Annotated in this window: 29 protein-coding genes; 13 read left to right on the top strand and 16 right to left on the bottom strand. The window is 68.4% G+C overall.

Annotation, left to right across the window (positions count from 1 at the left end):
- Window positions 1–3: 3 nt before the first annotated feature.
- The 3 genes from AZH51_RS01345 to AZH51_RS01335 are packed head-to-tail and all read right to left on the bottom strand — an operon-like array spanning window position 4 to window position 2,799.
- Window positions 4–1,266: an SPFH domain-containing protein gene (locus AZH51_RS01345; RefSeq protein WP_291520446.1), complete on the bottom strand. Its 1,263-nt coding sequence runs from the start codon at window positions 1,264–1,266 to the stop codon at window positions 4–6.
- A 1-nt stretch (window position 1,267) separates the two neighbouring features.
- Window positions 1,268–1,735 carry an NfeD family protein gene (locus AZH51_RS01340; protein ID WP_291520444.1) on the bottom strand — a complete coding sequence of 156 codons (468 nt, stop codon included), beginning with the start codon at window positions 1,733–1,735 and terminating at the stop codon, window positions 1,268–1,270.
- A complete protein-coding gene (locus AZH51_RS01335) occupies window positions 1,723–2,799 on the bottom strand; it encodes a glycosyltransferase 87 family protein (protein WP_291520442.1) in 1,077 nt (358 codons plus the stop codon). The genes AZH51_RS01340 and AZH51_RS01335 overlap by 13 nt, the downstream gene beginning before the upstream one ends.
- A gap of 64 nt (window positions 2,800–2,863) precedes the next feature.
- Here AZH51_RS01335 and AZH51_RS01330 point away from each other — a divergent pair, with 64 nt between their 5' ends.
- From AZH51_RS01330 to AZH51_RS01315, 4 genes are read left to right on the top strand one after another with little or no spacing between them, the layout of a single operon-like run.
- The gene (locus AZH51_RS01330) at window positions 2,864–3,457 is read left to right on the top strand and encodes a PadR family transcriptional regulator (protein WP_291520440.1); all 594 of its coding nucleotides are present in this window, start codon (window positions 2,864–2,866) and stop codon (window positions 3,455–3,457) included.
- Entirely contained in the window at window positions 3,454–4,176 is a 723-nt protein-coding gene (locus AZH51_RS01325) for an ABC transporter ATP-binding protein (protein ID WP_291520438.1), read from the top strand. The genes AZH51_RS01330 and AZH51_RS01325 overlap by 4 nt, the downstream gene beginning before the upstream one ends.
- Window position 4,177: 1 nt before the next feature.
- Window positions 4,178–6,775 (top strand): FtsX-like permease family protein, encoded by a 2,598-nt coding sequence (locus AZH51_RS01320; RefSeq protein ID WP_291520436.1) that lies wholly within the window; start codon window positions 4,178–4,180, stop codon window positions 6,773–6,775.
- A gap of 36 nt (window positions 6,776–6,811) precedes the next feature.
- A complete protein-coding gene (locus tag AZH51_RS01315; protein ID WP_109683864.1) occupies window positions 6,812–6,979 on the top strand; it encodes a DUF3117 domain-containing protein in 168 nt (55 codons plus the stop codon).
- A gap of 76 nt (window positions 6,980–7,055) precedes the next feature.
- Here AZH51_RS01315 and AZH51_RS01310 read toward each other — a convergent pair whose 3' ends face one another.
- Entirely contained in the window at window positions 7,056–7,691 is a 636-nt protein-coding gene (locus AZH51_RS01310) for an O-methyltransferase (protein ID WP_291520433.1), read from the bottom strand.
- Window positions 7,692–7,770: 79 nt separating this feature from the next.
- On the opposite strand from AZH51_RS01310, the gene sigE reads away from it, so the two are divergent.
- The 3 genes from sigE to AZH51_RS01295 all read left to right on the top strand — a co-directional run bounded on the left by sigE (window position 7,771) and on the right by AZH51_RS01295 (window position 9,437).
- Complete coding sequence (gene sigE, locus AZH51_RS01305) at window positions 7,771–8,412, top strand: RNA polymerase sigma factor SigE (RefSeq protein ID WP_291520431.1); 642 nt, start codon at window positions 7,771–7,773, stop codon at window positions 8,410–8,412.
- Entirely contained in the window at window positions 8,412–8,942 is a 531-nt protein-coding gene (locus AZH51_RS01300) for a zf-HC2 domain-containing protein (RefSeq protein WP_291520429.1), read from the top strand. The genes sigE and AZH51_RS01300 overlap by 1 nt, the downstream gene beginning before the upstream one ends.
- A 93-nt stretch (window positions 8,943–9,035) precedes the next feature.
- A complete protein-coding gene (locus AZH51_RS01295) occupies window positions 9,036–9,437 on the top strand; it encodes a preprotein translocase subunit TatA (protein WP_291520427.1) in 402 nt (133 codons plus the stop codon).
- A 34-nt stretch (window positions 9,438–9,471) separates the two neighbouring features.
- On the opposite strand, the gene AZH51_RS01290 is transcribed toward AZH51_RS01295, so the two are convergent.
- The 4 genes from AZH51_RS01290 to AZH51_RS01275 are packed head-to-tail and all read right to left on the bottom strand — an operon-like array spanning window position 9,472 to window position 12,916.
- Window positions 9,472–10,605 (bottom strand): Mrp/NBP35 family ATP-binding protein, encoded by a 1,134-nt coding sequence (locus AZH51_RS01290; protein WP_291520425.1) that lies wholly within the window; start codon window positions 10,603–10,605, stop codon window positions 9,472–9,474.
- A 42-nt stretch (window positions 10,606–10,647) separates the two neighbouring features.
- Window positions 10,648–11,169 carry a DUF1003 domain-containing protein gene (locus AZH51_RS01285; protein WP_291520423.1) on the bottom strand — a complete coding sequence of 174 codons (522 nt, stop codon included), beginning with the start codon at window positions 11,167–11,169 and terminating at the stop codon, window positions 10,648–10,650.
- Window positions 11,162–12,499: a CBS domain-containing protein gene (locus AZH51_RS01280; protein WP_291520421.1), complete on the bottom strand. Its 1,338-nt coding sequence runs from the start codon at window positions 12,497–12,499 to the stop codon at window positions 11,162–11,164. The genes AZH51_RS01285 and AZH51_RS01280 overlap by 8 nt, the downstream gene beginning before the upstream one ends.
- Window positions 12,500–12,508: 9 nt before the next feature.
- Window positions 12,509–12,916: a hypothetical protein gene (locus AZH51_RS01275; protein ID WP_291520420.1), complete on the bottom strand. Its 408-nt coding sequence runs from the start codon at window positions 12,914–12,916 to the stop codon at window positions 12,509–12,511.
- A 446-nt stretch (window positions 12,917–13,362) separates the two neighbouring features.
- On the opposite strand from AZH51_RS01275, the gene AZH51_RS01270 reads away from it, so the two are divergent.
- On the top strand, window positions 13,363–14,148 hold the full coding sequence (locus AZH51_RS01270; RefSeq protein WP_291520418.1) for a L,D-transpeptidase family protein: 786 nt from the start codon (window positions 13,363–13,365) through the stop codon (window positions 14,146–14,148).
- A 62-nt stretch (window positions 14,149–14,210) separates the two neighbouring features.
- Here AZH51_RS01270 and AZH51_RS01265 read toward each other — a convergent pair whose 3' ends face one another.
- The 3 genes from AZH51_RS01265 to AZH51_RS01255 are packed head-to-tail and all read right to left on the bottom strand — an operon-like array spanning window position 14,211 to window position 16,948.
- Window positions 14,211–15,725 (bottom strand): aminopeptidase P family protein, encoded by a 1,515-nt coding sequence (locus AZH51_RS01265; protein WP_291520416.1) that lies wholly within the window; start codon window positions 15,723–15,725, stop codon window positions 14,211–14,213.
- A 33-nt stretch (window positions 15,726–15,758) separates the two neighbouring features.
- Window positions 15,759–16,370 (bottom strand): hypothetical protein, encoded by a 612-nt coding sequence (locus tag AZH51_RS01260; RefSeq protein ID WP_291520414.1) that lies wholly within the window; start codon window positions 16,368–16,370, stop codon window positions 15,759–15,761.
- Between the two features lie 8 nt (window positions 16,371–16,378).
- Entirely contained in the window at window positions 16,379–16,948 is a 570-nt protein-coding gene (locus tag AZH51_RS01255) for a hypothetical protein (protein ID WP_291520410.1), read from the bottom strand.
- A 60-nt stretch (window positions 16,949–17,008) separates the two neighbouring features.
- Here AZH51_RS01255 and AZH51_RS01250 point away from each other — a divergent pair, with 60 nt between their 5' ends.
- Complete coding sequence (locus tag AZH51_RS01250; RefSeq protein WP_291520408.1) at window positions 17,009–17,872, top strand: PHP domain-containing protein; 864 nt, start codon at window positions 17,009–17,011, stop codon at window positions 17,870–17,872.
- On the top strand, window positions 17,869–18,729 hold the full coding sequence (locus AZH51_RS01245; RefSeq protein ID WP_291520407.1) for a PD-(D/E)XK nuclease family protein: 861 nt from the start codon (window positions 17,869–17,871) through the stop codon (window positions 18,727–18,729). The genes AZH51_RS01250 and AZH51_RS01245 overlap by 4 nt, the downstream gene beginning before the upstream one ends.
- On the opposite strand, the gene AZH51_RS01240 is transcribed toward AZH51_RS01245, so the two are convergent.
- Window positions 18,716–19,123 (bottom strand): LuxR C-terminal-related transcriptional regulator, encoded by a 408-nt coding sequence (locus tag AZH51_RS01240; RefSeq protein ID WP_291520405.1) that lies wholly within the window; start codon window positions 19,121–19,123, stop codon window positions 18,716–18,718. The genes AZH51_RS01245 and AZH51_RS01240 overlap by 14 nt on opposite strands.
- Window positions 19,120–20,574, bottom strand: a complete 1,455-nt coding sequence (locus tag AZH51_RS01235; protein WP_291520402.1) for a DEAD/DEAH box helicase — start codon at window positions 20,572–20,574, stop codon at window positions 19,120–19,122. The genes AZH51_RS01240 and AZH51_RS01235 overlap by 4 nt, the downstream gene beginning before the upstream one ends.
- A gap of 192 nt (window positions 20,575–20,766) precedes the next feature.
- On the opposite strand from AZH51_RS01235, the gene AZH51_RS01230 reads away from it, so the two are divergent.
- On the top strand, window positions 20,767–21,465 hold the full coding sequence (locus AZH51_RS01230) for a ferritin-like fold-containing protein (protein WP_291520400.1): 699 nt from the start codon (window positions 20,767–20,769) through the stop codon (window positions 21,463–21,465).
- A gap of 70 nt (window positions 21,466–21,535) precedes the next feature.
- On the opposite strand, the gene AZH51_RS01225 is transcribed toward AZH51_RS01230, so the two are convergent.
- The 3 genes from AZH51_RS01225 to AZH51_RS01215 form a co-directional block, all read right to left on the bottom strand.
- On the bottom strand, window positions 21,536–21,805 hold the full coding sequence (locus tag AZH51_RS01225) for a GlsB/YeaQ/YmgE family stress response membrane protein (RefSeq protein WP_291520398.1): 270 nt from the start codon (window positions 21,803–21,805) through the stop codon (window positions 21,536–21,538).
- Window positions 21,806–21,954: 149 nt separating this feature from the next.
- Window positions 21,955–22,176, bottom strand: a complete 222-nt coding sequence (locus AZH51_RS01220; protein WP_291520397.1) for a DUF3107 domain-containing protein — start codon at window positions 22,174–22,176, stop codon at window positions 21,955–21,957.
- Between the two features lie 77 nt (window positions 22,177–22,253).
- Window positions 22,254–22,901, bottom strand: a complete 648-nt coding sequence (locus tag AZH51_RS01215) for a TetR/AcrR family transcriptional regulator (RefSeq protein ID WP_291520395.1) — start codon at window positions 22,899–22,901, stop codon at window positions 22,254–22,256.
- 86 nt (window positions 22,902–22,987) lie between these two features.
- Between AZH51_RS01215 and moeB the strand changes: the two genes are divergently transcribed.
- Window positions 22,988–24,070 carry a molybdopterin-synthase adenylyltransferase MoeB gene (moeB, locus tag AZH51_RS01210; RefSeq protein WP_291520393.1) on the top strand — a complete coding sequence of 361 codons (1,083 nt, stop codon included), beginning with the start codon at window positions 22,988–22,990 and terminating at the stop codon, window positions 24,068–24,070.
- On the top strand, window positions 24,063–24,365 hold the full coding sequence (locus tag AZH51_RS01205; protein ID WP_291520392.1) for an MGMT family protein: 303 nt from the start codon (window positions 24,063–24,065) through the stop codon (window positions 24,363–24,365). Before moeB ends, AZH51_RS01205 begins: the two co-directional genes overlap by 8 nt.
- Window positions 24,366–24,372 lie beyond the last annotated feature (7 nt).

Here is a 24,372-nt window from a genome sequence, read left to right as displayed (position 1 = left end):
CCCTCAGGCCTGCCCGGGCTCTTCCTGCACCGACGGCTGCTGCGGCAACTCATACTGCTGCGGGTCGGGCGCACCGAGCTGTGCGGGAGTGCCGGGCGCCGGCGCGTCGGGAGCGGAGGTGGACGGCACGGGAGTGGTGGTGGGCGCGGAGTCCACGGTCGACGTACTCGGCCGCGGCGGTTCGGGGTCGATCGAGGTACGGGCGACGGCCTCCGCGTCGGCAACGGCCTTGGCCACCGCCGGGTCCCGCTGGGTCTTGAACCAGTCGGCGACATCGTCCTCGGGCGCCGGCGGCGGGTTGTCCGTGGACTCGTAACGGAACGCGCCGTCCGGGCCCTGGGTGCCGAAGGACTTGGCGAAGCTCTGCAGCGCCGAACCGAAGTCCGCCGGCAGCACCCACACCTTGTTGGCGGTGCCCTCAGCCATCTTGGGCAGCGTGTTGAGGTACTGGTAGGCCAGCAACTCCGGCGTCGGCTTGCTGGCCCGGATCGCCTGGAAGGTCTTCTCGATGGACTTGGCCTCACCTTGTGCTCGCAGGTAGGCGGCGGCCCGGTCACCCTCGGCGCGCAGGATCGCGGACTGCCGCTCGCCCTCCGCGCCCAGGATCGCGGCCTGCTTGGCACCTTCCGCGGCCAGGATCCGGCTCTGCTTGTCACCCTCGGCCGACTTGATGGCCGACTCCCGATGTCCTTCTGCCGCAAGGATGGTCGCCCGCTTCTCACGGTCGGCCTTCATCTGCTTCTCCATCGACTCCTGGATGGAGGGCGGCGGGAAGATCGACTTCAGCTCGACCCGCGCGACGCGCAGGCCCCAGCGTCCGGTGGCTTCGTCGAGCACACCGCGCAACTGGCTGTTGATGCGCTCGCGGGAGGTCAGGGTCTCCTCCAGGGTCATGCCGCCGACCACGTTGCGCAGGGTGGTGGTGGTCAACTGCTCGACACCGACGATGTAGTCGTTGATCTCGTAGACCGCGGCCCGCGGGTCGGTGACCTGGAAGTAGACGACGGTGTCGATCTGGACGGTCAGGTTGTCCTCGGTGATCACCGGCTGCGGCGGGAAGGACACGACCCGTTCACGCAGGTCCACCTTCGCCCGGATCCGGTCGATGAAGGGGATCAGGAAGGTCAACTGTCCCGACACGGTCTTGGTGTAGCGCCCCAGGCGTTCGATGACCGCGGCTTCGGCCTGCGGTACCAATGCCACGGACTTCGCGACGACGATGATCGCGAACAGCACGATCACGATCGCGACGATCAGTGCAGCCATCTCAATCCACTCCCACTTCATTCCCCGATGTACCGGCCGCCAATTGCGGTCGGCTGACGATGGCGGTGGCTCCGTCGATGCGTTCGACGATCACCTGCTCACCTCTGTTGAACGAGTCGTCCGGATCGGCCGGTTCCGCCGACCACACGTCCCCGTCGATGCGGATCTGGCCGCCGGTGTTGCCGAACGCGCCCAGCGTCGTGGCCGTGCGGCCGATCAACGCATCGATTCCAGTGGGCACGATCGGGCCGTCCGTCATCTTGCGTTTGAGCACCGGGCGCACACCCACGACCAGCAGCACGCTGATCAACGCGAAGACGAGAGCGGCGAGCCAGACGGGCGCACCGAATACCGCTGCAACAGCTGCCGCCAGCGCGCCGCCGCCGAGCATGAGGAGGAACAGATCGCCGCTCAGCGTCTCGCCCGCAATGAGCAGCAGACCCACCATGAGCCAGATCACTGCCGCCATACCGTGAGTCTTTCACGATCGACTGCCGGTGCTGAGCATGCGGGTGGCCGCCACGAAGCGAGCGCCAGGAGCGTGACGGCGACGACGATGAGGTCCGAGTCACCGATGGGTCCCAGGGCGGTAGCGCACAGGAGGGCGACCCGTAGCCATCGACGCCACCCGAGCGCCCAGACGCCCGGCAGCAGAAGAGCCACGACCACCCAGAAGCGGTGGTGGGTCCAGGACACCGGGCAGGCCAGGATGGTCGCGCACCCCACGATCGCCCAATCCCGCACCTCGAGTGCCTGATGACGCCGTCGCGCCGTCCACCGCAGCGCACCGGTCATCACCAGCGCGGCAAGCAGTAGCCACCAGTGGCCGGCAACACCGCCTCGGGCGAGCGCTGCTCTGATCGACTGGTTGCCGGTGCTGCTCCAGTTGGTGACGACCGAGACGGCGCTGACACCGGTTCGCAGATACGCGTCGGTGGCGCCGGGTGCGATGAGTGCTCCGACAGCGGTCGTCACTCCACCCGCGACGAGGCAACGGCGCAGGTCAGCCCACTCGCGCCGTACGGCGAACATGAGGACGAACGGCAGCGGGGTCAGCTTGATCGCCGCCGCTACGCCGGTCAGGACCCCCCGCCTGAGCATCCGGGGAGGTGCACACGCATCGACGAGGGTGAGGGCGAAGACGAAGACGGAGACCTGGCCGAAGCCGAGGTTGCTGCGGCCAGGGGCGGCGAACAGCAGGAAGGCGAACGCTACTGCGGACGGTACGGAACCGGCGCGGCCGAGCCGGACCGCGCACCATGCGCAGGCCGCGGCGGTCGAGACAACCCAGCCGGCCGCCAGCACCGGGATGGGAAGCAGTGCCGTGGCCAGCAGTACCAGCCCGGCCGCGGGTGGATACGTGAACCCGTCGCCGTTCGCCCGATGGAACGCATAGAGATCGCCGCCGCCCAGCCAGGTCGTGGTCGCACCCCGGTAGACGGCGAGATCGTCGGGCAGCTGGCCCGAGCGAGCAGCCAGGACCGCGAGCACGGCCGCACCGAGGGCGCAGACCAGCCACAAGAGGGAGTTCACTGAATACCGGGTATACATAGGTTAAGCTGGGACAATACCGGGTATTCACGACGGGGGACTGACCGTGTCGATCAAGTTGAGCATCCTGGCCCTGCTGGGTACCGAGCCGATGTACGGCGCCCAGCTGCGCCAGGAGTTCGAGGCCCGCACCGGCGGGACATGGCCGCTGAACGTAGGTCAGGTCTACACAACGCTCGGCCGCCTGGAGCGGGACGGTTTGGTGGAGGGGGACGGGGACGCAGATAGCGAGGGCCGGATCGCCTACCGGCTGACGCCCCAGGGCCGCGCAGCGGTGGCCCGATGGTGGACCGAGCCGGTGCCTCACGACCAGACGCCGCGCAACGAGTTGGCGATCAAGTTGGCGATCGCGGTCACCGTGCCCGGGGTGGACGTGTCGCACATCGTCCAGGCCCAGCGACTGGCGACGATGACCCACCTACGGGATCTCACCCTTCTCAAACGTCAGCAGAACGGTGATGACCTGGCCTGGGAACTGGTGCTGGAGTCATTGGTGTTCGCCGACGAGGCGGAACTGCGGTGGCTGGACCACGTGGAGGCGAGGCTGGCCCAGGTGGACCCTTCGATCGCGAAAGCTTCGCCGACGGCGCCCGCCGCCTCGGCGAAGACCGGTGGATCGCGTGAGCAGGTGACCTCGTGACCGGGCCGATGCTGATGCTGCAGGAGGTGACCCGGACGTTCGGCAGCGGTGATGCTGCCGTGCATGCGCTGCGTGGGGTGAGCCTTCAGGTGCTACCCGGTGAACTGGTTGCGGTGATGGGTCCGAGCGGTTCCGGAAAGTCCACGTTGCTGAATGTGGCTGGCGGCCTGGACTACGTGGACACCGGCGTGGTCGAAGTCGATGGTCGCGACCTGGGCCGGCTGAGCCCGGCAGCGCTGCAGCAGATCCGCCGCCGCACGATGGGTTTCGTCTTCCAGGATCTGAACCTCATCCCGTCGCTGACCCTGCTTGAAAACGTCAGCCTGCCACTGGAACTTGATGGTGCCCGCCTCTCGGTCGCCCGCTGCGCGGCCCGGGACTCGTTGGCCGGCGTCGGCATCGACCACCTGGCGGATCGGTTCCCGGACGAGGTGTCCGGCGGCCAGCGACAACGGGCCGCCATTGCGCGCTCGCTGGTCGGCGACCGATCTCTGGTCCTGGCCGACGAGCCCACGGGGGCGCTGGATTCGACGTCGGGCGAGGCAGTCCTGCGGGTGCTGCGGGCACGGTGCGATGCGGGAGCGGCCGCGTTGTTGGTGACCCACGAGTCCCGGCACGCGGCCTGGGCCGATCGGGTGGTCTTCTTACGGGACGGGCTGGTGATTGACTCGACCGGGCGACCGATGGATGCCGAATCGCTTCTGCCCCAGGCGAACTGAGATGAGTCTGATTCAGGAGCGCGCCGAGGGGCGCTCCGCGCCGGACTTCTGCGTCGGTCGGCCGGACGCACCGGCGGCGCGATGGCTCGGGTCGTGGCGCTTGTGCCTGCGGCTCGCCGTGCGAGACCTGCGCCGGGCTCGATGGCGTACCGCGCTGGGGATCGCCACGATCGTCCTGCCGCTGATGGTCATTGCTGCCGTGGGCGTCTTCTTCACGTCGCAGCAACCGGCACCGGCGGCCATGGTGTCGGCGGACATGGGATCAGGACAAGCACTGTTGGCCAAGGGGTCAACGGACGGGATGACCTTCCCCTCGGTGTGGTACGCGCAGGACGGAGTCTTCGCGGCCCGTTCGGGACAGTTTGACCGGACGGGCCTCGAGCAGGTGGTCCATGGTCGGTTGCTTCCGACGGGCAGTGCCCAGGTCACGGTGCGCTCGGGCGGCGTCCTGGCCAATGGAACCTCCGTGCGAATCGGAACCGATCCCGGGTACGACGGGATGGCCACCCTGACCAGCGGCCGGTGGCCGACGAGTTCAGATGAGGTCCTGCTCGGTGGGCTCGGTCTGGCCAGCGGCCTGCCGACGCATGGGACGGTCGACATCGTCGACACAACCGATTCCGTCAGCGTCGTCCGCAGCCTTCAGGTCGTCGGCACAGTGCGCACTACCGCGCCCGTGCTCCTGGTCGAACTCCCCGACGCGAGAACGGCGACAAGCTGGATTTTGTTGTGGAACAAGCCAGTTGACGAGCAGGAGGCGGTCGGCCTGACTCGGTGCGGCGTGTCCGTGGCCAGCCGGGATCTGGTCGCGAACTCCAGGACCACGGCCAGCGGCGACCAAGGTGTCGTGACCCTGATCGTGTCGATGCTGACGGTGGGCATCGTCGTGGTGATCGCCGCGATGGTGGCGCCGGTCTTCGCGGTCGGCGCCGCCCGCAGTCGTCGAGCGGTGGCGTTGCTGGCCGGCAACGGTGCGACCACGGCCCAGCGGCGGCGGTACGTGCTGAGCCAGGCGTTACTGGTGGGCGTCGCGGCAGCGGTCCTTGCTCCCGTCGCGGGCGCATTGCTCGGAGCAGTTGCTCTGCTGATCTATCGGCAGCACCATCCGGGTGCTTGGGCCGGGCCGGTTGTCGTGCCCTGGCCGTGGGGTCTGCTCATGGCGGGCGTTGCGATCGCCGCTGCATTGATCGCTGCCCTTCTTCCCGCCATCGCCGCGAGTCGTCGCCCCGTCGTGTCATCGCTGGCGGTCAACCCGACGCCATCGGCGCGTGGAGGCATAGCGGTTGCCGGCCTTCTCATCGGTGCCTTGAGTTCGGTGCTGGTGTGGCGCGGCGTGCAGGATGCCCTCCGTGGACCGATGAACAGTCCGGCCGGCGCCGCCGTACCGCTCACCGGCGGAGGCATCGCCCTGTTCGGCGGAGCACTGATGCTCGTTCCGTGGCTCATGGGTCGCCTGGGTGCCTTGGCCAGTCAGCTGCCTGTGGCGCCGCGACTCGCGCTGCGCGATCTGGCCCGGCAGCGGACGCGCGCGACGGCGGTCGTGGGGTCGGTGCTGGCCACGGTCGGGGTCATGATCGCTGTGCTGATTCCGTTGACGAGCCAGCGTGCATCGCAGATCTATACCTACCAACCAGCCATCCCACCTGGTGACGTGCGCGTTGTCGCCCCGTCAGACGCCGACGAAGCGGTGATCCGGCGGGTTGTGGCAACGGTTGTGCCTGGCGCTGAGGTGATCCCGATGATCACGGCGCCCCCGGAAACCGTCGGCATCGAGGGTCTCTCGCAGGACACCGTGGTCGGCTCGCCGGACCAACTCGCGCAGGTGTACCGACTCACTGCGCAGCAGCACGCGATGCTGCGGCAGGGAGGTCTGGTGCTATCACCGGACGGAGCCCGGCCAGCGGGTCTGAGAACCGAAACCGGCACGGTCACCGTCCGAGGGGCGCTGCAGTTGCCGTACGTCTTTGCCGGTGACCGGTTGTCGCTGGTCCCGATCAATCCCCACGCGGTCGAGATCCACCGGCTGCCGGACACCGGCGTGCTGATGCCCCTTGCAGTGGCGCAGCGGCTCGGGGTCGACGTGGGGACCGGCACGTATCTGATCCACGGCGGTGACCTGGATGACGGTGCCGCGGATCGCCTGCAGTCCGGTCTGGGAACGTACGGCGTCACCGTCGATCATCCGGACACCCCGATCCACACCCCGGATCTGCGGTTGCCGGTCCTCGGTGTGGGCGCCGTACTGCTTCTTCTGGCGATCGCATCGGGCACCTTCCTGGCCCAGAGCGACCGACGCGGCGAGGACACCATCGTCCAGCGTCTGGGTGCAGGGCGCGGTCTGCGACGGCGGGTCAACGCATGGTGGGCGGCCGCGGCAACTTTCGTCGGCGTGGGGGTCGGTCTGGTGGCTGGTTGGCTTCCTGGCACGGCGATGGCTGTGGAAGCGCGCAGTCGTGCCGAGATGTACGCGGCACCGTGGGGCATCGTGTTCGTCCTGCTGTTTGGTGCGCCCCTTCTCGCGGCGGCGCTCGCGGCAGCCTTCACTCGTCGCACACCAGCAGAGGCAGGATTTCGCCGGAGGCGTCACAGGCTGCGATAATGGCAGGCAGTCCCGCGACACGGAAGGAAAACATCCATGGCGGCCATGAAGCCCCGCACCGGTGACGGACCCCTCGAGGTGACCAAGGAGGGTCGGAGCATCCTGCTGCGCATGCCGTTGGAAGGCGGTGGCCGGTTGGTCGTGGAGATGAACGCCGAGGAAGCCCAGGCGCTCGGCGACGCGATCAAGGGATGCCTCGGCTGAGGTCCCTCACTCTGAACCTCGAAACGCCCCGGTCCGCTGCGGACCGGGGCGTTCGACGTACGTGCTCAGCGGGCGCTCAGGGGCGCTTGACGCAGACCAACAGACCATCACCCACGGGCAGCAGCGCGGTGACCAGGTCCTCGCGCTCGCGCAACTGCTTGCTGAGGTCGCGCAGCAGCACCGTCGTTTCGTCGCGTGCGGCCGGGTCGGCGACCTTGTCGTGCCACAGCATGTTGTCGATGGCCACGACCCCACCGGGGCGCACGATCCGAAGGGCATGTTCGACGTACGCCGGGTACTGGCTTTTCGCGCCGTCCACCAGCACCAGGTCGTAGGCTCCGTCCGCCAGCCGGGGCAGGACCTCCAACGCGTTGCCGGTGATGGTGCGGGTGCGCGCCGGCGCGATCCCGGCGGCGGTGTAGGCGTGTTTGGCGGCTCGCTGGTGCTCCGCCTTGATGTCGATGGTGGTCAGAATGCCGTCCGCCGGCATACCGGCCAGCAACCAGAGCCCGGACACCCCAGCGCCCGTCCCGATCTCGACCACGGTGCGGGCCGCGTTGGCCGCGGCGAGAACCTGCAGGGTGGCCCCGGTCCCGGCGCCCACGGGGGTAGCGCCGAGTTGCTCCCCGCGCTCGCGTGCTGCCGCGACCACCTCAGGTTCGGGGACGAAGTCTTCGGCGTAGCTCTGGCTGGCCGGCCTCAAGGTGTTCATCGCCCCATCCTCACACCCAGGGCCGGCATCGCAAGAAAATAGGCGGAACAAAGGCCTGCGGTCTACCGTTGACGTTGTTATGACGGAAGTCTCGCAAAGCGCCACCGCCAACCCGCAAGGGTACTCAGCAGGCGGCGAACCGTGGACCCCGCCGACGTGGGAGGAAATCGTCCGCGAGCACTCCGCTCGTGTCTACCGGTTGTCCTACCGACTGACCGGCAACGTCCACGATGCCGAGGACCTCACCCATGACGTCTTCGTCCGCGTCTTTCGTTCCCTGCACTCCTACCAGCCCGGGACCTTCGAGGGTTGGCTGCACCGCATCACCACGAACGTCTTCCTGGACAAGATGCGGCGTAAGCAGCGCATCCGCTTCGATGCCCTGTCCGATGAGGCGGCCGCGCGGCTTCCTGCCCGCTCGGCCGACCCCCAGCAGGTCCTGACCGATGCCGCGTTCGATGACGACATCCAACGCGCACTGGACGCCCTGCCGCCGGACTTCCGTGCTGCGGTGGTCCTGTGTGACATCGAGGGACTGTCCTACGAGGAGATCGCGGCGACGCTGGATGTGAAGCTCGGCACCGTCCGTTCGCGGATCCACCGTGGCCGGGCCCAACTGCGCGAGGCTCTGGCCCACCGCGCCCCGGCGCCGCGGCCAGTGGTGGAGGCGCCCGCACGCACCCGCGCGGGCATCGGTGGTGTGCTTCCCGGGACCCGCTGATGGCGCGGCACCCACTGGATCTGGCGGACTACGTTGACGGCTTGTTGCGCCCGGAGCAGGAGTTGCAGATCGAGCAGCACCTCGTAGCGTGCGACGGTTGCCGTGCCCAGGTCGACGCGGAGCGAGCCCTCATCGAGCGACTGCGCTCCGTGCGTCTGGATGCCGCCCACCACCAGCAGCTGATGAGTAACCTGCTCAGCCTGGCCGATCCGGCGGCGCCGATGACGACCTCGCGTGGTTCGTCCGGTGTCAGCGTGCTGCCCGCATCCGCTCCTCCCCAGTACGCCTCCGCCCGGCGCTCCGTCGGACTGGCCATGGTGGCGGTTGCCGGCTGCGTCGGCGCCAGCCTCGTGGCGTTGCACGGTCCGTCGTCGGTGCAACCCGGTGGCGCATCGGTCCGCCTGGAGACTCCCTCAGTCCTCGTGCGGCAGGTCACGAACCTGCCCGGCACCGACGATGAGGCTGCCCGGACGATGACCCCGGCGCCGATGAAAGCACCCGCCGTGCTGAACGTCGATTACCCCCGCTGAGCCGGTTAGCACCCCGGACGCCGACCGTGCGCGGCTGACCCGTGAGGTAATCTCAGACCGCCGTACGCCGCTGACCGGGAAGGGGGACAACCAGTGAATTTCTTCGGAATCAGTTCGTGGGAGTTCCTCCTGCTGATTGTGCTCGCGGCGGTGTTGATCGGCCCGGAACGTCTGCCCGAGTACCTCACGAAGTTCCGCCAGTTCGTCCGATCGGCCCGGGAGATGGCCGAGGGGGCCAAGACCCAGCTCAAAGAGCAGATGGGCCCGGAGTTCCAGGATGTCGACTGGCGTCAGTACGACCCGCGCCAGTACGACCCGCGTCGGATCGTGCGCGACGCGCTGGGCGAAGACGTCGCCGACACCCTGGGCGTGCCCCAGACACAGCAGGCGGTCGACCCCGCTGCGCAGGCTGCCGGTGTGATCGCCCCGGTGGCCGTGCAGACCCTGCGGTACGATCCCGACCGCGCGACGCCGTTCGACTTCGACGCGACCTGAGCCTGCCGCCCGACCTGCCGATCGACGTACGTCGTCAGCGCCCCGCCGGGGTCAGCCCGAGTGACCGGCCGGCCAGGCCACGCGCCTTCTGGCCCAGTTGTTTGGCGACCCCACGCAACACGACGGCGGCCGGGCTGTCCGGCTCGGCGAGAACGACCGGCGTGCCCGCGTCGCCGCCTTCGCGCAACCGGGTGTCCAGCGGGATCTGACCCAGCAGCGGCACAGTGGCCCCGATGCTGCGGGTCAACGACTCGGCGACGGCCCGGCCACCCCCGGAACCGAAGATCTCCTGGCGACTGCCGTCGGGCAACTCCAGCCAGGACATGTTCTCGATGACGCCGGCGATCCGCTGTTTGGTCTGCAGCGCAATGGATCCGGCCCGCTCGGCCACCTCGGCGGCCGCCTGTTGCGGAGTGGTGACCACCAGGATCTCGGCGGTCGGGATCAGCTGCGACACGGAGATCGCGATGTCACCGGTGCCCGGCGGCAGGTCCAGCAGCAGCACGTCCAGGTCACCCCAGAACACGTCGCCGAGGAACTGCTGCAATGCGCGGTGCAGCATCGGACCGCGCCAGACGACCGGTTGGTTGCCGGGCACGAACATCCCGATGGAGATGACCTTCACGTCATGGGCGACCGGCGGCAGGATCATGTCATCCAGCTGCGTCGGCTTGTGCTCGACGCCCAGCATGCGCGGGACGGAGAAGCCGTAGACGTCGGCGTCGACGACGCCGACGCGCAGCCCCTGCTCGGCGAACGCCGCAGCCAGGTTGACCGTCACCGAGGACTTGCCGACGCCGCCCTTGCCGGAGGCCACGGCGTAGACGCGGGTCAGGGAGTTGGGCTTGGCGAACGGGATCTCCTTCTGCGCAGCGCCCCCACGCAGGCTGTCGCGCAGCGCACCCCGCTGCTCGTCGGTCATGACACCGAGGGTGACCGTGACGTCGGTCACTCCTTCGAGTTGCGCGACGGCCGCGGTGGTGTCGCGGGTCAGGGTCTCCTTGAGCGGACAGCCGGCGACGGTCAGCAGGATCGTCACCGCTACGACGCCGTCGTCCCCGATCGCGACGTCCTGCACCATGCCCAGATCGGTGATCGGGCGTTTGATCTCGGGGTCGTTGACAGTCGCGAGGGCCGCGTGCACCTGGTCAGGAGTGGGGATCGGCATACCCACCAGTTTAGGTGCCGGCAGCCAGACCCCTGACCACGGTCAGGTGGTCCGATCCTCCTCGGGCGAGAGCATGCCGCGCTCCTCGAGTTCCTCAAGCAGGGTGCGTAGTTCGGAGCGGACGAAGTCACGGGTCGCCGTCTCCCGCACCGCCAGCCGCAGTGCGGCGACCTCGCGGGTCAGGAACTCGGTGTCAGCGAGGTTGCGCTCGTCGCGTTGCCGGTCCTGGGTGATGGCGACGCGATCCCGGTCGTCCTGCCGGTTCTGGGCCAGCAGGATCAGCGGCGCCGCGTAGGAGGCCTGGGTGGAGAAGAACAGGTTGAGCAGGATGAACGGATAGGGGTCCCATTTCAGACCGAACAGGCCGATCAGGTTCATCAGGATCCAGACGATGACGAAAGCCGTCATCCACACCAGGAACTGCGCGGTGCCCATGTAGCGGGCGAACTTCTCGGCGAACCGGCCGAACGCGTCGCTGTCCAGCGGTGACTGGGGCAGCAGGCGCGCCGATTGTTCGCGGGGTTGATCCAGCGCGTCGCGACGACGCTTGGCGCGCTCAGCCATGGCTGGTGCTCCTGGACGGGTGGTCCTCGCTGCGGCCGGTGGTCATCGTCGGGTGCAGATCGTGGCGTTCCTCGCGCCAGTCCTCGGGCAGGATGTGGTCCAGCACGTCGTCGACCGTGATGACCCCGATCAGCCGGCCGGAATCATCGACGACCGGCAGGCTGACCAGGTTGTAGGTCGCCAGGGTGCGGGTGACGTGGCCGAGCGGGGCCGTCGCCAACAGCGGTTCGATGGTCTTGTCCACGATGCTGCCGACGGGGCTGGAGGGAGTCTCGCGCAGCAGGGCCTGGGTGTGCACCATGCCGAGGAACCGCCCGGTCGGAGTCTCGAGCGGGGGACGGCACACGTAGACCGCGGACGCCAGTGCGGGAGCGATCTGCTCGCGGCGCACCAGGGCCAACCCTTCGGCGACACTCGCCTCGGGACCCAGGACGATGGCCTCGGTGGTCATCAGACCGCCGGCGGTGTTCTCGTCGTACGACATCAACCGGCGCACAGGGGCGGCCTCGTCCGGCTCCATCCTGGCCAGCAACTGTTCGGCCTGGTCGGGCGGTAGGTCGGCCAGGAGGTCCGCGGCGTCGTCGGGTTCCATCGCTTCCAGGACGTCGGCGGCGCGCCCGATCTCCAGACCAGCGAGGATCTCCACCTGGTCGTCCTCGGGCAGTTCTTCCAGGATGTCGGCCAGTTTGCTGTCGTCGAGCGCAGCAGCGACCTCGGCCCGCCGCTTGGGGTTCAGGTCGTGGATGACCTCGGCGAGGTCGGCGACCCGGAGGTCCTCGTAGCTGGCCAGCAGGCTCTCCGCGCTTTGTGCCGGGGCTTGTTGATGCAGGCCCTGGATCCGGTCGATGTCGACCAGGAACGTGGTGCCGGTCCGTCGGCGGGTGAGGCGGGACATGGCTTTGGACGCACCGGAGACATCGTCGATGCGTCGCACGAATGCCTTGGTGACGATCCAGTCCCGCCGGGCGTTCTGTTCGATACCCAGGTCCTCGACCACACCACTGAACAGCTGGCCGTCCTCGCGCACCTGCACGCTGCGGTCGAGCAGTTCAGCCATCGCCAGGTACTCGCCGGTCCGCTGCTCGAAACGGCGCATGTTGACCAGGCCGGTGGTGAACACCGCGCCGGGATCGATGCCGGTCACTCGCGTCATCGGCACGAAAACCCGCCGGCGACCGGGGACCTCGATGACCAGGCCGATAGCCCGGGCCTGACCGTTGGTCGCGAAGGTGATGATGACGTCCCTGACCCGGCCCACCTGGTCACCGAGCGGGTCGAGGACCACCAGACCTGCGATCCTCGCGACGAAAACCCGGGTCTGGCTGCTCACCGGCCAAGGTTATCCCGCCGCTGGCGCCAGGTTTCGAGCACGGGGAGTGACCGCCCAGATCTTCGCCTCAGCGCGCCATCGCCGCAGCAGGTCACCTCTGGGCACGCCCTGCCTCGCACCGGCCAGGTCCGCGGCGCAGCTGTCCCACCGGGGGTCGTGGGTACCGATGAGTTCGACGTCGGCGATGAGTGGGCCGGTCGGGGTGCGATTGTCCCGTTGCCGCAGGATCACTTCGCACGGGTCGGGCAGGACGGGCAGGTGCTGTTCCCCGGCTCCGCTGATCAGTACGGCGGTGGCTTCCTGATGGGAGGCGCGGGCGAACCAGGCGAGCTGATGCGGACCGCCGGGGGCGCCGATCCACAGCACCGCGGAGCGGGTGATCGCCGTCCTGATCCTGGTTTCGTCGTCCTCGACCATGCAGGTCAGTGTATGTGACCCCGACCACAGATGTTCCAAATTGAACTTTTCGATTTCGAAGTATATACTAGATGAGTCAGACCGGAGACCACGCCGGTCTTCGTGAACGAAGTCTTGAAGGAGGCGACCATGTTCCAGCAAGTGCCCATGACCAAGGCCACCGCGGTCGTCGTCAACGCTGCTCAGTCCGCCCGCGTCGAGCGGGCCCTGCGCCGTCCGTCGAACCGCCGCCGCTGACCCACGGCCCCGAGCCCCGGTCCGCGATCCACAGCGACGCTGCGTATGCAGCGTCGCTGACTTATGCTTGGGGCCCGAACGGCGTGCGAATCGTTCTCGATGTCCGGTTCTGTGCCCGTGGTGCTCCTCACTTGGTGACCAGCATCACCCATCACGATGCGCCCAGCCGCAGACCCGCTCCGGCTGACGGACCAAAGGAGTCGACACCCATGACCACCAGGATCTCCACACCCCCAGGATCCTCAGCCCCCACCGGCACCCCCACCCGTCGTACCGCGCTCCTTGGCGCTGCCGGAGTCGGCGCTATCGGTACCGGACTGCTGCTGGCTCCGTCGGCGCAGGCGCAGGGCGCCCCCCAGGCCGCTCCCGCCCTGGTGCGGGCAGCCACGACCGCCCGCACCTTGCGCAGGGGAATGTCCGGTGCCGACGTCAAGGCGATGCAGGGCAAACTCTGGGGTCTGCACTACTGGATGCCCGGCGTGGACGGTGTGTTCGGTTACGGCACGTTGCAGGCCGTGTGGGCCTTCCAGAAGGCCCAGGGCCTGGCCCGTACCGGCACGTGGGGTCCGGCCGAAGTGGCGGCCGTGGCCAGGGCCAAGACGCCGACCATGCGCTACAAGAACAGCTACCGCATCGAGGTGAACAAGGCCCGCCAGCTGCTGCTGGTCGGCTGGGGCGGTAGCACTGCCCGCTGGGTGTTCAACACCAGTACCGGTGCCAACAAGCGCTTCTTCGCCTGGGGCCGCTGGTACAGCGGGTCGACCCCGACCGGTACCTGGAAGATCTACCGCCGCAACACCTCGGGTTGGGTGACCGGAGCGCTCGGCTCGATGTACAAGCCGTACTACGTGGTCGGTGGGATAGCGATCCACGGTTCGGGAGACATCCCGGCCTACAACGCATCGCACGGTTGCTGCCGCCTGCTGCCGTCCGCGCAGGACTTCCTGATCCGCTCCAGCTTCCTCTACCCGAACCGGGTCGTGTCGATCTACTGAGCATCACGCACACAGAAAGGGGGCGCTGCCGGTACGGCAGCGCCCCTTTCTGTGTGCGGCGTTCAGTCCAGCACGCCCCAGCGGCCGGCGATCCACGCCTCGACGGCATCCGGTTCGCGGGGGATGGCCGAGGACAACACCTCGCAGCCGTCGTCGGTGACCACGACGTCGTCCTCGATGCGTACCCCGATGCCGCGCAGTTCCTCCGGCACCAACTGGTCGTCCTTCTTGAAATAGAGGCCCGGCTCCACGGTCAGCACCATTCCCGGCTCCAACTGCGCCTCCATGTATTCCGAACGCAACGCCAGCGCGCAGTCGTGCACGTCCATCCCGAGGTGGTGGCTGGTGCCGTGCACCATCCAGCGCCGGTGGTACTGACCCTCATCGCTGAGAGTGGTCTCCAGGTCCACACCGTCGGGTAGCAGGCCCCACTCCAACAGCGTCTCGGCGATGACCTTGATGGCGGCCGCGTGCACGTCGGAGAACTTGGCGCCGGGCCGGACCGCCTCGATACCGGCCTGCTGCGCCTTGAGCACGGCTTCGTACACCCTGCGCTGCGCATCGGTGTACTTACCGTTGACCGGCATCGTGCGGGTGATATCTGCCGTGAAGAGCGAGTCGAGTTCGACGCCGGCGTCCACCAGGACCAGGTCGCCGTCCTCCACTTCGCCGGTGTTCTTGATCCAGTGCAGCGTGTTGGCATGATCCCCACTGGCGCAGATCGATTCGTAGCCGACGCCGTTGCCCTGATGGCGGGCGTGCAGCGCGAAAACTCCCTCGATCCAGCGCTCGCCGCGACCCCGGCGGACGGCCTCGGGCAGTTCCTCGATGATGGCGTCGAAGCCGTCGGCGGTCGCCGCGACCGCCTGGCGCATCTGCTCGATCTCCCACTCGTCCTTGATGAGGCGCAGCACGGACAGGAACTTCGCCAGTGCCTCGTCGCCCTCCTGCTCGGTGGCGGCCTGCCCCTCCTGCTCGGTCGACTCCTGGCTGCTGTCGCGGACCTTGTCCACGGCGGCCGTCGTGATGGGGTCGGCGTCGCGTACGACCCGCAGCGTCACGACTCCGGCGTCTTTGGCCAGCGCGTCGGGCAACTCATCGATGTGCCGGGCGCGGATTCCCAACTCGGCCTCCACGTCGGCCAGGGTGGGGCGGGCACCCACCCAGAACTCGCCGTACCGTGAATCGCCGAAGAACTCCTCGGTGTCGCGGCCGGCCAACGGCCGGAAGAACAGCACGGCCTCGTGGCCGCCATCGGCCTGTGGCTCGAGCACCAGCACCGCGTCCGGCTCGCGGTCAGCGCCCAGGCCGGTCAGGTGTGCGAACGCGGTATGCGGCCGGAAGATGTAGTCACAATCGTTGCTGCGCACCTTCAGACCGCCGGCCGGGATCACCAGCCGGTCGCCGGGGAAGGCGGCGGAGACGGCATCCCGGCGGACCTGAGCGTACGGCGCGACCTCCAGTCGGGCGGGCGGCGTCTGGTCGCGCGGTGCCCAGCCGGAGGCGACGAACTCCCGGAAGGCTTCGGAGGACGGACGGCTGCGGTGCTCGGCGGTGGGCTGCTCTTCACTACTCACCCAGCCATGGTCGCACGCAGCGGCGACAACGGGTCAGGGTGCCGTCCAGGACCAGGAGCCCAGGATGGCGTCCTGCGTCGCCTTGAGGCTGGGCGCCGAGGCCGGCGAGGAGGTGAAGGTGGTGACGTAGATGGTGCCGCCGTGGATGACGAAGTACTGCGTCTGGGAGAGGGCCTGGGTCCCCGTCGTCCCGGTCTTCGGGGTGCTGCTGGTGACCACATAGCCCTGGGCGGGTTCGCCGCCGATGATCCGGTCGGCCACGTTGGTCACGGTGGCGCCGCGCTGGCGGGCGGTGATGGCACCTTGTGTGGCCAGGTCGTCCAGGGTCGGGACCGGGGTCACCGTGCTGGTGGCCACGGTGAAGGTCGGTATGACACCCGAGACCGGTTGCGGCGCCTTCAGATACGTGGTGACGCCCTTGGTCTGACGGCCGGCGTCGACGACCCACGCAGCCGGCTGCACGAAGGCGTAGGCCCCGTAGACACTTGCGCCCGTGGCGGTGGTCGTTACCGGAGTCGGGACAGCCGTGGTGGACGTCGTGGCGGTGCCACTGGTGCCCGAGGTCGTGGACGTACCGCTGCTGCACCCGGTGAGCACGGCGATGCTGAGGGCGGCGGCCACCGCGGCGCCGCCTGCGCGGCGCATCAAACCCATCAGAGTTTGGACGCCTTGACGGCGCCGTAGTAGTCGGAGGATTCGGGCCGCCACAACAGGTAGGTGGTCGCGAGGGCGATGAGAACCATCACGATGCTGGCGGCGAAGGTGATCGGGCTGAACCCGCCGAGGAGGCTTGCGATCGTCAACAGGACGTTCAGCACGGTCAGGACCGTCGCGACGATGCGGGCCACCCCGTTCCCCTTCTTGTTCGTCTGGGCCAGGATGATCCAGAGGGCGACCGTGATCGCGCCGCTGACCATGCTGACGACCCACGCCTGGCTGATGGCGGCGTCCAGGGCGCTCGTTGACAGCGGTTTGGCCTTGCTGGGGTCCTTGGCGTACTCCGCGGCCTGCTTGGCGTTGGCCTTGACGAAGCTGTCGTGGATGCGGCTCTTGGAGAAGATCGCGAAGAGCAGGTTGAGCGCGGACAGGGCCGCCCCGGCGTACATCAGGGCCACCGCCTGGCGGATGGACTTCGGCGGTGCGCCGACCGCGCCGGGGCTGGTCTCCAGAGTCGGCGCAGTGGGCAGCGGCTCGGGCGTCGGGGTGGTGCCGGGATCTGACATGTCCACACCTTCTCAAACCAGGGCGGTGATGACCCAATCAACGCGCAGTACGCTGCGCCGGTGGCCATCGACCCGCACACCCATTCCCGGCACAGTGACGGCACGATGACGCCGACGCAGATCGTCCGGGCGGCGCAGGCCGCGGGGTTGGACGTGGTCGGCCTGAGCGATCACGACAGTACGGCGGGCTGGGGCGAGGCGGCCCAAGCCGCCGCTGACGTCGGTGTCGGCTTCCTGCCCGGTGTCGAGATCTCGACCTCCTGGCAGGGGATCAGCATCCACTTGCTGGGTTACCTACTGGACCCCGCCGATCCGGGACTGCTGGCCGAATTCGAGCGCACCCGCAGCGACCGGGATACCCGGGCACGACGGATCGTGGAGCGCCTCAACACCGACACCGGTCTGACCTGGGAGGAAGTCGTGGCGCACACCCCGCCCGGTGCCACCATCGGCCGTCCCCACATCGCCGATGCGCTGGTGGCCCGCGGCGTTGTTCCCAACCGGTCGGCGGCCTTCGAGGACCTGTTGCGCACGGGTAGCAAGTACTACGTCTCGCACTACGCACCCGACCCGGTGGACGCCGTGCGCCTGGTGAAAGCCGCTGGGGGAGTAGCGGTCATGGCCCACCCCCTCGCGGCGGCCCGCGGCCGGGTGGTCGACGAGTCGGTGATCGAGGCAATGGCCGGCGCCGGACTGACCGGACTGGAGGTCGACCACCGCGATCATTCGCCACAGCAGCGCGCGCGGGCAGCGGCCATCGCCGACCGCCTCGGACTGGTGCGTACCGGCTCCAGTGACTTCCACGGCACGGGCAAGCCGAACCAGTTGGGCGAGCACACCACCAGTTCCGATGCGCTGGCTGCCCTCGTGGACCAGGCGCGTGACCCGGGTGAGCACTCGGTGGGTCTGGAGCCGTGGATGTGAGCGCGCACCAGCCTGCTCTGCACCAGCAGTTCGACGACCCGATCTACCGCCGGCCCTACCGGGCCAGCCCGACGCGACTGCTGACCTATCTGGACTGCCCGCGGCGCTACCGCTTCGCCTACCTGGACCGCCCGACCCCGGTCAAAGCACCGCCGCGGGCGCACACCGTGGTCGGGGTCGTTGTGCACAACGTGTTGCGCGACTTCTGGGACCTGGCCCCTGGACAGCGCACTCCGGACGCGGTCTCCCGCGCGCTGGCCGCTGCCTGGAGTGAGGTGGGCTTCCGGGACGCGACCCATTCCGCGACCTGGCGCTCGCGGGTGACCCAGGAGGTCGTGGAGTACCTGCGCGGTATCGACCGGGACACCCAACCGCGAGGGGTGGAACGTTCGGTGAGCCTCCCGGTCGGCCGGGCGCTGCTCATGGGGCGCATCGACCGGATCGACGACCGCGACGGCGAACTGGTCATCGTGGACTACAAGACATCCCGCAGACCCCTCGATGACACCGCGGCGCGCGTCTCCCTACCGTTGGCGTTCTACGCGGCCGCGGTCAGTCGGCTCTTCCGGTCTCGCTGCGTGACCGTCGAGCTGCACCACGTCCCCACCGGCGGGGTCATCGCCCACGAGCACACCGACGAGTCACTGGATCGCAAACTGGCAGAGGCGGATTCGATCGTCGCCGAGTTGATCGACGTGGACCAGTCCTACGAGCAGCAGGGCACCGCCTCGACGGCCTTCCCGCCGCACCCGGGTCCGATGTGCCGGTGGTGCGACTTCCGGGAGCACTGCCCCGAGGGCCAGGCGGCCGGCTCCGCAGCACTGCCCTGGGAGGGCCTGGAACCTACTTCTGCGTGACGCCGAGGGTCCAGGCGATCTCCGACCGTTGGGCGATCTGCAGTTTGCGCAGGATCGACCCGACGTGCGTCTTGACCGTCTTCTCCGAGATGTCCAGGTGCTGGGCCAGCTGGGCATTGGTCAACTGGTCCAGTGCGATCAGTTCGGCGATCTCCAACTCCCGGCCGGTCAGACCGGAGCGCAGATCGGGCAACTGCGTCGGAGCATCCGGCGCGACCAGGCGCACAATCTCCTCGCTCATCCGGTCGGTGACACGCTGGGCGTGCGCCAGCGCCTCGACCGCATCCGGGCTGCCCGCCGCGGCTTGCGCCTCCAGCAGGGAGCGTCGGATGAGGGCCAGGCGTTCACCCACGGCAGCGGCCAACTCCTCCGGGTCCGCCGCCGGCCCGGTCATGACCGGTCGGCGGACGGGGTGTTGCCCCCGGCGCTCTTGCGGGTGCGACGACGGCGACGCTGAGACCCGTCACGCTCAGAGCGCTCGGGCCGCTCCGCGCGCTCGCCGCGGTCCGAGCGCTGGCGACCACTCGACGTACGCCGATCCGAACCTGAACGTGCTTCTCGCGCAGGCTTTTCGGTCGTCTTGGGAGCTCCGACCCGACCGGTCACATCGGTGGGGATGTTGAGCTGTTCGTAGAGGTGCTCCGAGGAGGAGTAGGTCTCCTCGGGCTCCGGGACGCCCAGGTCGAGGGCCTTGTTGATCAGACCCCACCGCGGCATGTCATCCCAGTCGATGAAGGTGATGGCGATGCCGGTGTTGCCCGCGCGACCGGTGCGCCCGACTCGGTGCAGGTAGGTCTTCTCGTCCTCGGGGCACTGGTAGTTGATGACGTGCGTGACGTTGTCGACGTCGATGCCGCGGGCGGCGACATCGGTCGCGACGAGGATGTCGACGGTGCCCTTGCGGAAGGCGTTCATCGAGTGCTCGCGCGCACCCTGGCCGAGGTCACCGTGCAACGGGGCGGCGTTGAAGCCGCGCTCGGTCAACTCGTCGACGACCTTCGCGGCGGTGCGCTTGGTGCGGGAGAAGATGATCGTCAGACCGCGGTCGCGGGCCTGCAGGATGCGGGCCAGCATCTCGACCTTGTCCATCGCGTGCGCCCGGTAGAAGAACTGCTCGATCGCCTTGACGGTGTGCTGGTTGTCACCGTCCTCGTGCATCGCGCGGATGTGCGTCGGCTGGGTCATGTAGCGCCGGGCCAGCGTGACGACCGCTCCGGGCATAGTGGCCGAGAAGAGCATCGTCTGGCGGCCGGCGGGGGTCAGGGCCAGCAGGCGCTCGACGTCCGGCAGGAAGCCCAGGTCGAGCATCTCGTCGGCCTCATCGAGCACGACGGTGCGCGCGTAGCCCAGGTTGAGGTGCTTCTGACCCGCGAGGTCCAGCAGGCGGCCGGGCGTGCCGACGACGACCTCGACGCCGGTCTTCAGCGCGTCGATCTGCGGCTCGTAGGCACGGCCGCCGTAGAGGGTGACGACCCGGATACCGCGGCGCTTGGCAGCGGTCTCCACGTCACCGGCGACCTGCACGGCCAACTCGCGGGTGGGGGCCACGATGAGGGCCTGGGGTGCACCGGGAGCCGGCAGATCGGCGTACCCCGGATCACCGGGGGCCACCACGCGGTTGAGCACGGGCACTGCGAAGCCCAGGGTTTTGCCCGTGCCGGTCTTGGCCTGGCCGATGATGTCGTGTCCGGACAAGGCGACCGGCAGGGTCATGGCCTGGATGGGGAAGGGGTGCACGATGCCGGCGTCGGCCAGCGCAGCGACGATGTCCGGGTGGACGTCGAAGTCAGCGAAGGTGACTTCGTCGGCGGCAGAAAGATTTTCAGGTGTGGTGTTCTCGGTCAACAGATCCTCGATCGGTGGGGCCGCGCAGGCGGCCGGGCAGGGAGCCGATCGGAGGTCTTCGGATGGTCAGTGTGCTTCGCGGGAGTAACTCGCGAGACTCTGACCTGCGGTGAAACAGGAATGTCTATCGTCTGGGCCGACCGGGCACCGGTAATGACACAGTCATCCTATCGCGGGTCCTAGACTTCCCCCATGATCGAACACTCCGGTACGGCGACAGCCACTGGGACGACCCCGGCTTCGGAAGCCGGTGTGACCAGTTTGCTTGGGGTCCTGGCGTACGGCGAACTGATGGCTTTCTTCGACGTCGCCCGGGTCGCAGAGATGGCCCCGACCATCCAGACACAGCAGGCGCTAGGGGCGCTCGCGGCCCGCGAGTACGCCGTGTATGAGCAACTGTCGACCCGGTTGCGGCGGATGGGTGTCGAACCCGCTGAGGCGATGGAGCCCTTCCACGAACCCTTCGACAACTGGCACGCCCGGATCACGCCGGCGGACTGGCACGAGGGTCTGATGAAGATCTACGCCGGCGCGGCGATCGCGACCGACTTCTACCGCGAACTGACCGACGTCCTGGATCCGGAGACCGCCTCGTTGATCCGGGAGTCGCTGCCCGATGACGAACAGGCCGCGTTGGCCCGGACCGCCCTCCTGCAGGCCATTGACCATGACGAGCGGCTCGCCGGTCGGTTGGCGTTGCTCGGTCGCCGGATGATGGGTGAGGCGTTGTCCCAGGCGCAACTGGTCGCGCTAGTGAACGATGACCTGCTGGATCTGATCATGGACCGCGGGAGCGGTCACGGCTTCGACCTGGTCGGCTTCCAGCAGCTGCTGGCCCGGCTGGGCGAGAAGCACACGCAACGGATGGCGGCGCTGGGGTTGGACGCCTGACCTCGCAGACGTAGACAGGCCCCGGGCACTGCCCGGGGCCTGTCTACGTCTGCGCAGGTGTCTGTGCAGTTCAGGCTTTGGACTTGCCGCGCATCTGCTCGTAGACCGGGATGAGGATCACGGCGGCGACCAAGGACAGCCCCCATGAGATCCACGGGATCCCGCCGTTGGAGTTTTTGTAGGTAGTCAAGCCCAGGATCAGACCGACGATGAACGCGGAGACGACACCGATCAGGACGGTCTCCACCATGGAGAGGTTGTTTTGTTCGTGTCGGATGAGCCGGGCCAGAATGCCCACCACAGCACCGACAATGAGGGATCCGAGGATCGAGGCGAGCATGGCTGACTCCGTTCGGCCGGGTACGCGCCGTTGCGCACCAAGTAAATCCACTCTGGGCCACCTGGCGCGGCTGGGCAACGAGGCTCGCCCGTAGAGGTGAAGTTCAGCCGGTACCCGCGGTCGTGATGGTCAGCCGTGCTCAGACCTGCTCAGCCGCCGAAGCCGACCCGGCCGCGGGCCTCGGCGCCGATGTCGACGTAACCGATCTTGGCGCCGGGGATCAGCACGGTGTGGCCGTGCTCGTCAGTCAGGCTGAGAGTGCCGGAGTCGGAGATGGCCTCCTCGACCAGTTTCCGGACTTCCACGCCGGTCAGTTCGGACTCGACAACGACTTCGCGGGCGACGTCCTGGACGCCGATACGGATCTCCACGGTAGTGCTCCTTCGACTTGCGGTGGATGCGTTGGGTGCGGCGGGAACCGCACCCCTGGCGACAGCGTGCCACGCACTCAGCCGGTGGTGACCTCCGACCCGACTGTGTCGAGTTCTTCCCCCACCTTGGGGAAGTCGGCCAACCCCCGCCAGCCCAAGGTGGCGACCAGGGAGACGGCTTCGTCGCGCGGAATGCTGCCGCCGCGTTGTACCCAATAACGCGCCACGACCTGGGACATTCCCACCAGCGCCACACCCAGGAGTTGGGACTGTTCGTTGGACAGTCCGGTGTCCTCGGCAATGACTTCGGCGATCGCCGCGGAGCACTCGGTGCTGATCCGTTGCACCTGGTGGGCCACCGCGGGTTCGTTGATCAGGTCTGACTCGAAGACCAGCCGGAAGGCAGCGTCCTGGCGGTCGACGAATTCGAAGAAGGCGGCGACGGCGGCCGCGAACCGCGTGGGGTTGTCGGTGGTCGACGCCAACGCGGCCCGGACCAGGTTGATGACCTCATCGGTGTGCTGGTCGATCAACGCCAGGTAGAGGTCCAGCTTGCCCGGGAAGTGCTGGTAGAGCACCGGTTTGCTGACCTTGGCCCGCTCGGCGATCTCGTCCATCGCCGCGGCGTGATAGCCCGACTCCACGAAGACGGCCTGCGCCGCCTCCAACAACTGCGCCCGGCGGGCCGATCTCGGCAACCGTCCGGAACGGCCCGGCTCCTGCACTCTGACTCCTCGCGAATCGGGTCGGGGCCCCAGTCCGGCGGACCGGGCGACCCTGACGACATCCCTGCGATCCTATGCTGACAGGTGTGATCCACGTCGCGCCGGACCGAGCACGGTACGCCCGCCAGTTGCGCCTGCCGGGCGTTGGAGTGGCCGGACAGGACCGGCTCGCGGCGGCCCGGGTCGCCGTGGTGGGTGCCGGTGGCCTGGGCTCTCCGGTGTTGAGCTACCTCGCCGCGGGCGGCGTGGGCGCCCTCACGGTCATCGATCCCGACGTCGTCGAACTGAGCAACCTGCACCGGCAGTTGGTGCACGACGAGTCGTCGGTGGGGTTGGCCAAGACGGACTCGGCCGCTGCCGCTCTGCTGGCGCTGAACTCCGCGGCCACGGTGCGCACCCACTCGGTTGCGATCAATGCGGACAACGCCGCCGACTTGCTCGCCGGGCACGACGTGGTCGTCGATGCCAGTGACTCCTTCGATGCCCGCTATGCGACCAATGACGCAGCGGTGGCGCTGGGGATCCCGATGATGTGGGCCGCGATCGACCGGTTCGCCGGTCAGGTCGGTGTGTTCTGGGCCGGCCGCGGCCCCTGCTACCGCTGCATCTTTCCCGCTGCTCCCGCGCCGGGAACCGTCGCCACGTGTGCGGAGGCCGGAGTGCTCGGAGCGCTGCCCGGGGTGATCGGATCGGTGCAGGCCCTGGAGACGTTGAAGCTCCTGCTCGGCATCGGGCAGCCGCTGATCGGTCGCATCCAGTGCTACGACGCGCTGGCTGCCGAGTGGTCGGCGCTGCCGGTACGCCGCGACCCGACCTGCCCGGTGTGTTCGGACGTACCGGATACGCCGTGGACGCCCGCTTCGGACGCCGAGGTGCCGCTGGCGTCGCTGACCGACCTGGCGGGTCACGATGGCGTCCTGCTGGATGTGCGGACCGATGCGGAGTACGCCGAGGGGCACCTACCGTCGTCGGTGCATCTGCCGTTGGATGAGTTGCTCGCGGACGGTGTGCCGGCGCGACTGCCCGCGCCGCAGGACGGTCAGTCCTGGATCGTCTACTGCCAGGCGGGCACCCGGTCAGCGATCGGCGTACGTGCGTTGGCGGATATGGGCATCCCTGCCCGCTCGCTCGATGGCGGGTACGCCGCGTGGCAGGCGGCACGTGGCTGACGCCCTTCCGCCGTTGGTGGAGGCGGTTCTGGACGTCGTCGAGGCCATCCCGCCGGGGCGGGTCATGAGCTACGGGCAGATCGGCGAGTTGGTCGGCGTCGGGCCGCGCCGGGTGGGCAACGTGATGTCGACGTACGGCGCGCTGATGCCCTGGTGGCGCGTCGTCCGGGCCGATGGGCGACTGGCTACGGGGCACGAACAACGGGCGCTTCAACACCTCCAGTCGGAGCGAACAGCATTGGTATCCGGTGGTTTTCGGGTGGACATGGCACTCGCGCGCCACATTCCGGCCTAGGTTCGGC

This window comes from Branchiibius sp. NY16-3462-2, assembly GCF_001594145.1.
Classification (GTDB): domain Bacteria; phylum Actinomycetota; class Actinomycetes; order Actinomycetales; family Dermatophilaceae; genus Branchiibius.
The sequence above is the reverse complement of the archived record's forward strand: the minus strand, read 5'-3'. Positions and strand labels throughout refer to the sequence as shown.

Bases quoted from the DNA above. Each gene is read 5' to 3' on its own strand.
- AZH51_RS01345 (WP_291520446.1), bottom strand. From the start codon at position 1,266: ATGGCTGCACTGATCGTCGCGATCGTGATCGTGCTGTTCGCGATCATC.
- AZH51_RS01340 (WP_291520444.1), bottom strand. From the start codon at position 1,735: ATGGCGGCAGTGATCTGGCTCATGGTGGGTCTGCTGCTCATTGCGGGC.
- AZH51_RS01320 (WP_291520436.1), top strand. From the start codon at position 4,178: ATGAGTCTGATTCAGGAGCGCGCCGAGGGGCGCTCCGCGCCGGACTTC.
- AZH51_RS01315 (WP_109683864.1), top strand. From the start codon at position 6,812: ATGGCGGCCATGAAGCCCCGCACCGGTGACGGACCCCTCGAGGTGACC.
- AZH51_RS01310 (WP_291520433.1), bottom strand. From the start codon at position 7,691: ATGAACACCTTGAGGCCGGCCAGCCAGAGCTACGCCGAAGACTTCGTC.
- sigE (WP_291520431.1), top strand. From the start codon at position 7,771: ATGACGGAAGTCTCGCAAAGCGCCACCGCCAACCCGCAAGGGTACTCA.
- AZH51_RS01300 (WP_291520429.1), top strand. From the start codon at position 8,412: ATGGCGCGGCACCCACTGGATCTGGCGGACTACGTTGACGGCTTGTTG.
- AZH51_RS01290 (WP_291520425.1), bottom strand. From the start codon at position 10,605: ATGCCGATCCCCACTCCTGACCAGGTGCACGCGGCCCTCGCGACTGTC.
- AZH51_RS01285 (WP_291520423.1), bottom strand. From the start codon at position 11,169: ATGGCTGAGCGCGCCAAGCGTCGTCGCGACGCGCTGGATCAACCCCGC.
- AZH51_RS01275 (WP_291520420.1), bottom strand. From the start codon at position 12,916: ATGGTCGAGGACGACGAAACCAGGATCAGGACGGCGATCACCCGCTCC.
- AZH51_RS01270 (WP_291520418.1), top strand. From the start codon at position 13,363: ATGACCACCAGGATCTCCACACCCCCAGGATCCTCAGCCCCCACCGGC.
- AZH51_RS01260 (WP_291520414.1), bottom strand. From the start codon at position 16,370: ATGCGCCGCGCAGGCGGCGCCGCGGTGGCCGCCGCCCTCAGCATCGCC.
- AZH51_RS01255 (WP_291520410.1), bottom strand. From the start codon at position 16,948: ATGTCAGATCCCGGCACCACCCCGACGCCCGAGCCGCTGCCCACTGCG.
- AZH51_RS01240 (WP_291520405.1), bottom strand. From the start codon at position 19,123: ATGACCGGGCCGGCGGCGGACCCGGAGGAGTTGGCCGCTGCCGTGGGT.
- AZH51_RS01230 (WP_291520400.1), top strand. From the start codon at position 20,767: ATGATCGAACACTCCGGTACGGCGACAGCCACTGGGACGACCCCGGCT.
- AZH51_RS01225 (WP_291520398.1), bottom strand. From the start codon at position 21,805: ATGCTCGCCTCGATCCTCGGATCCCTCATTGTCGGTGCTGTGGTGGGC.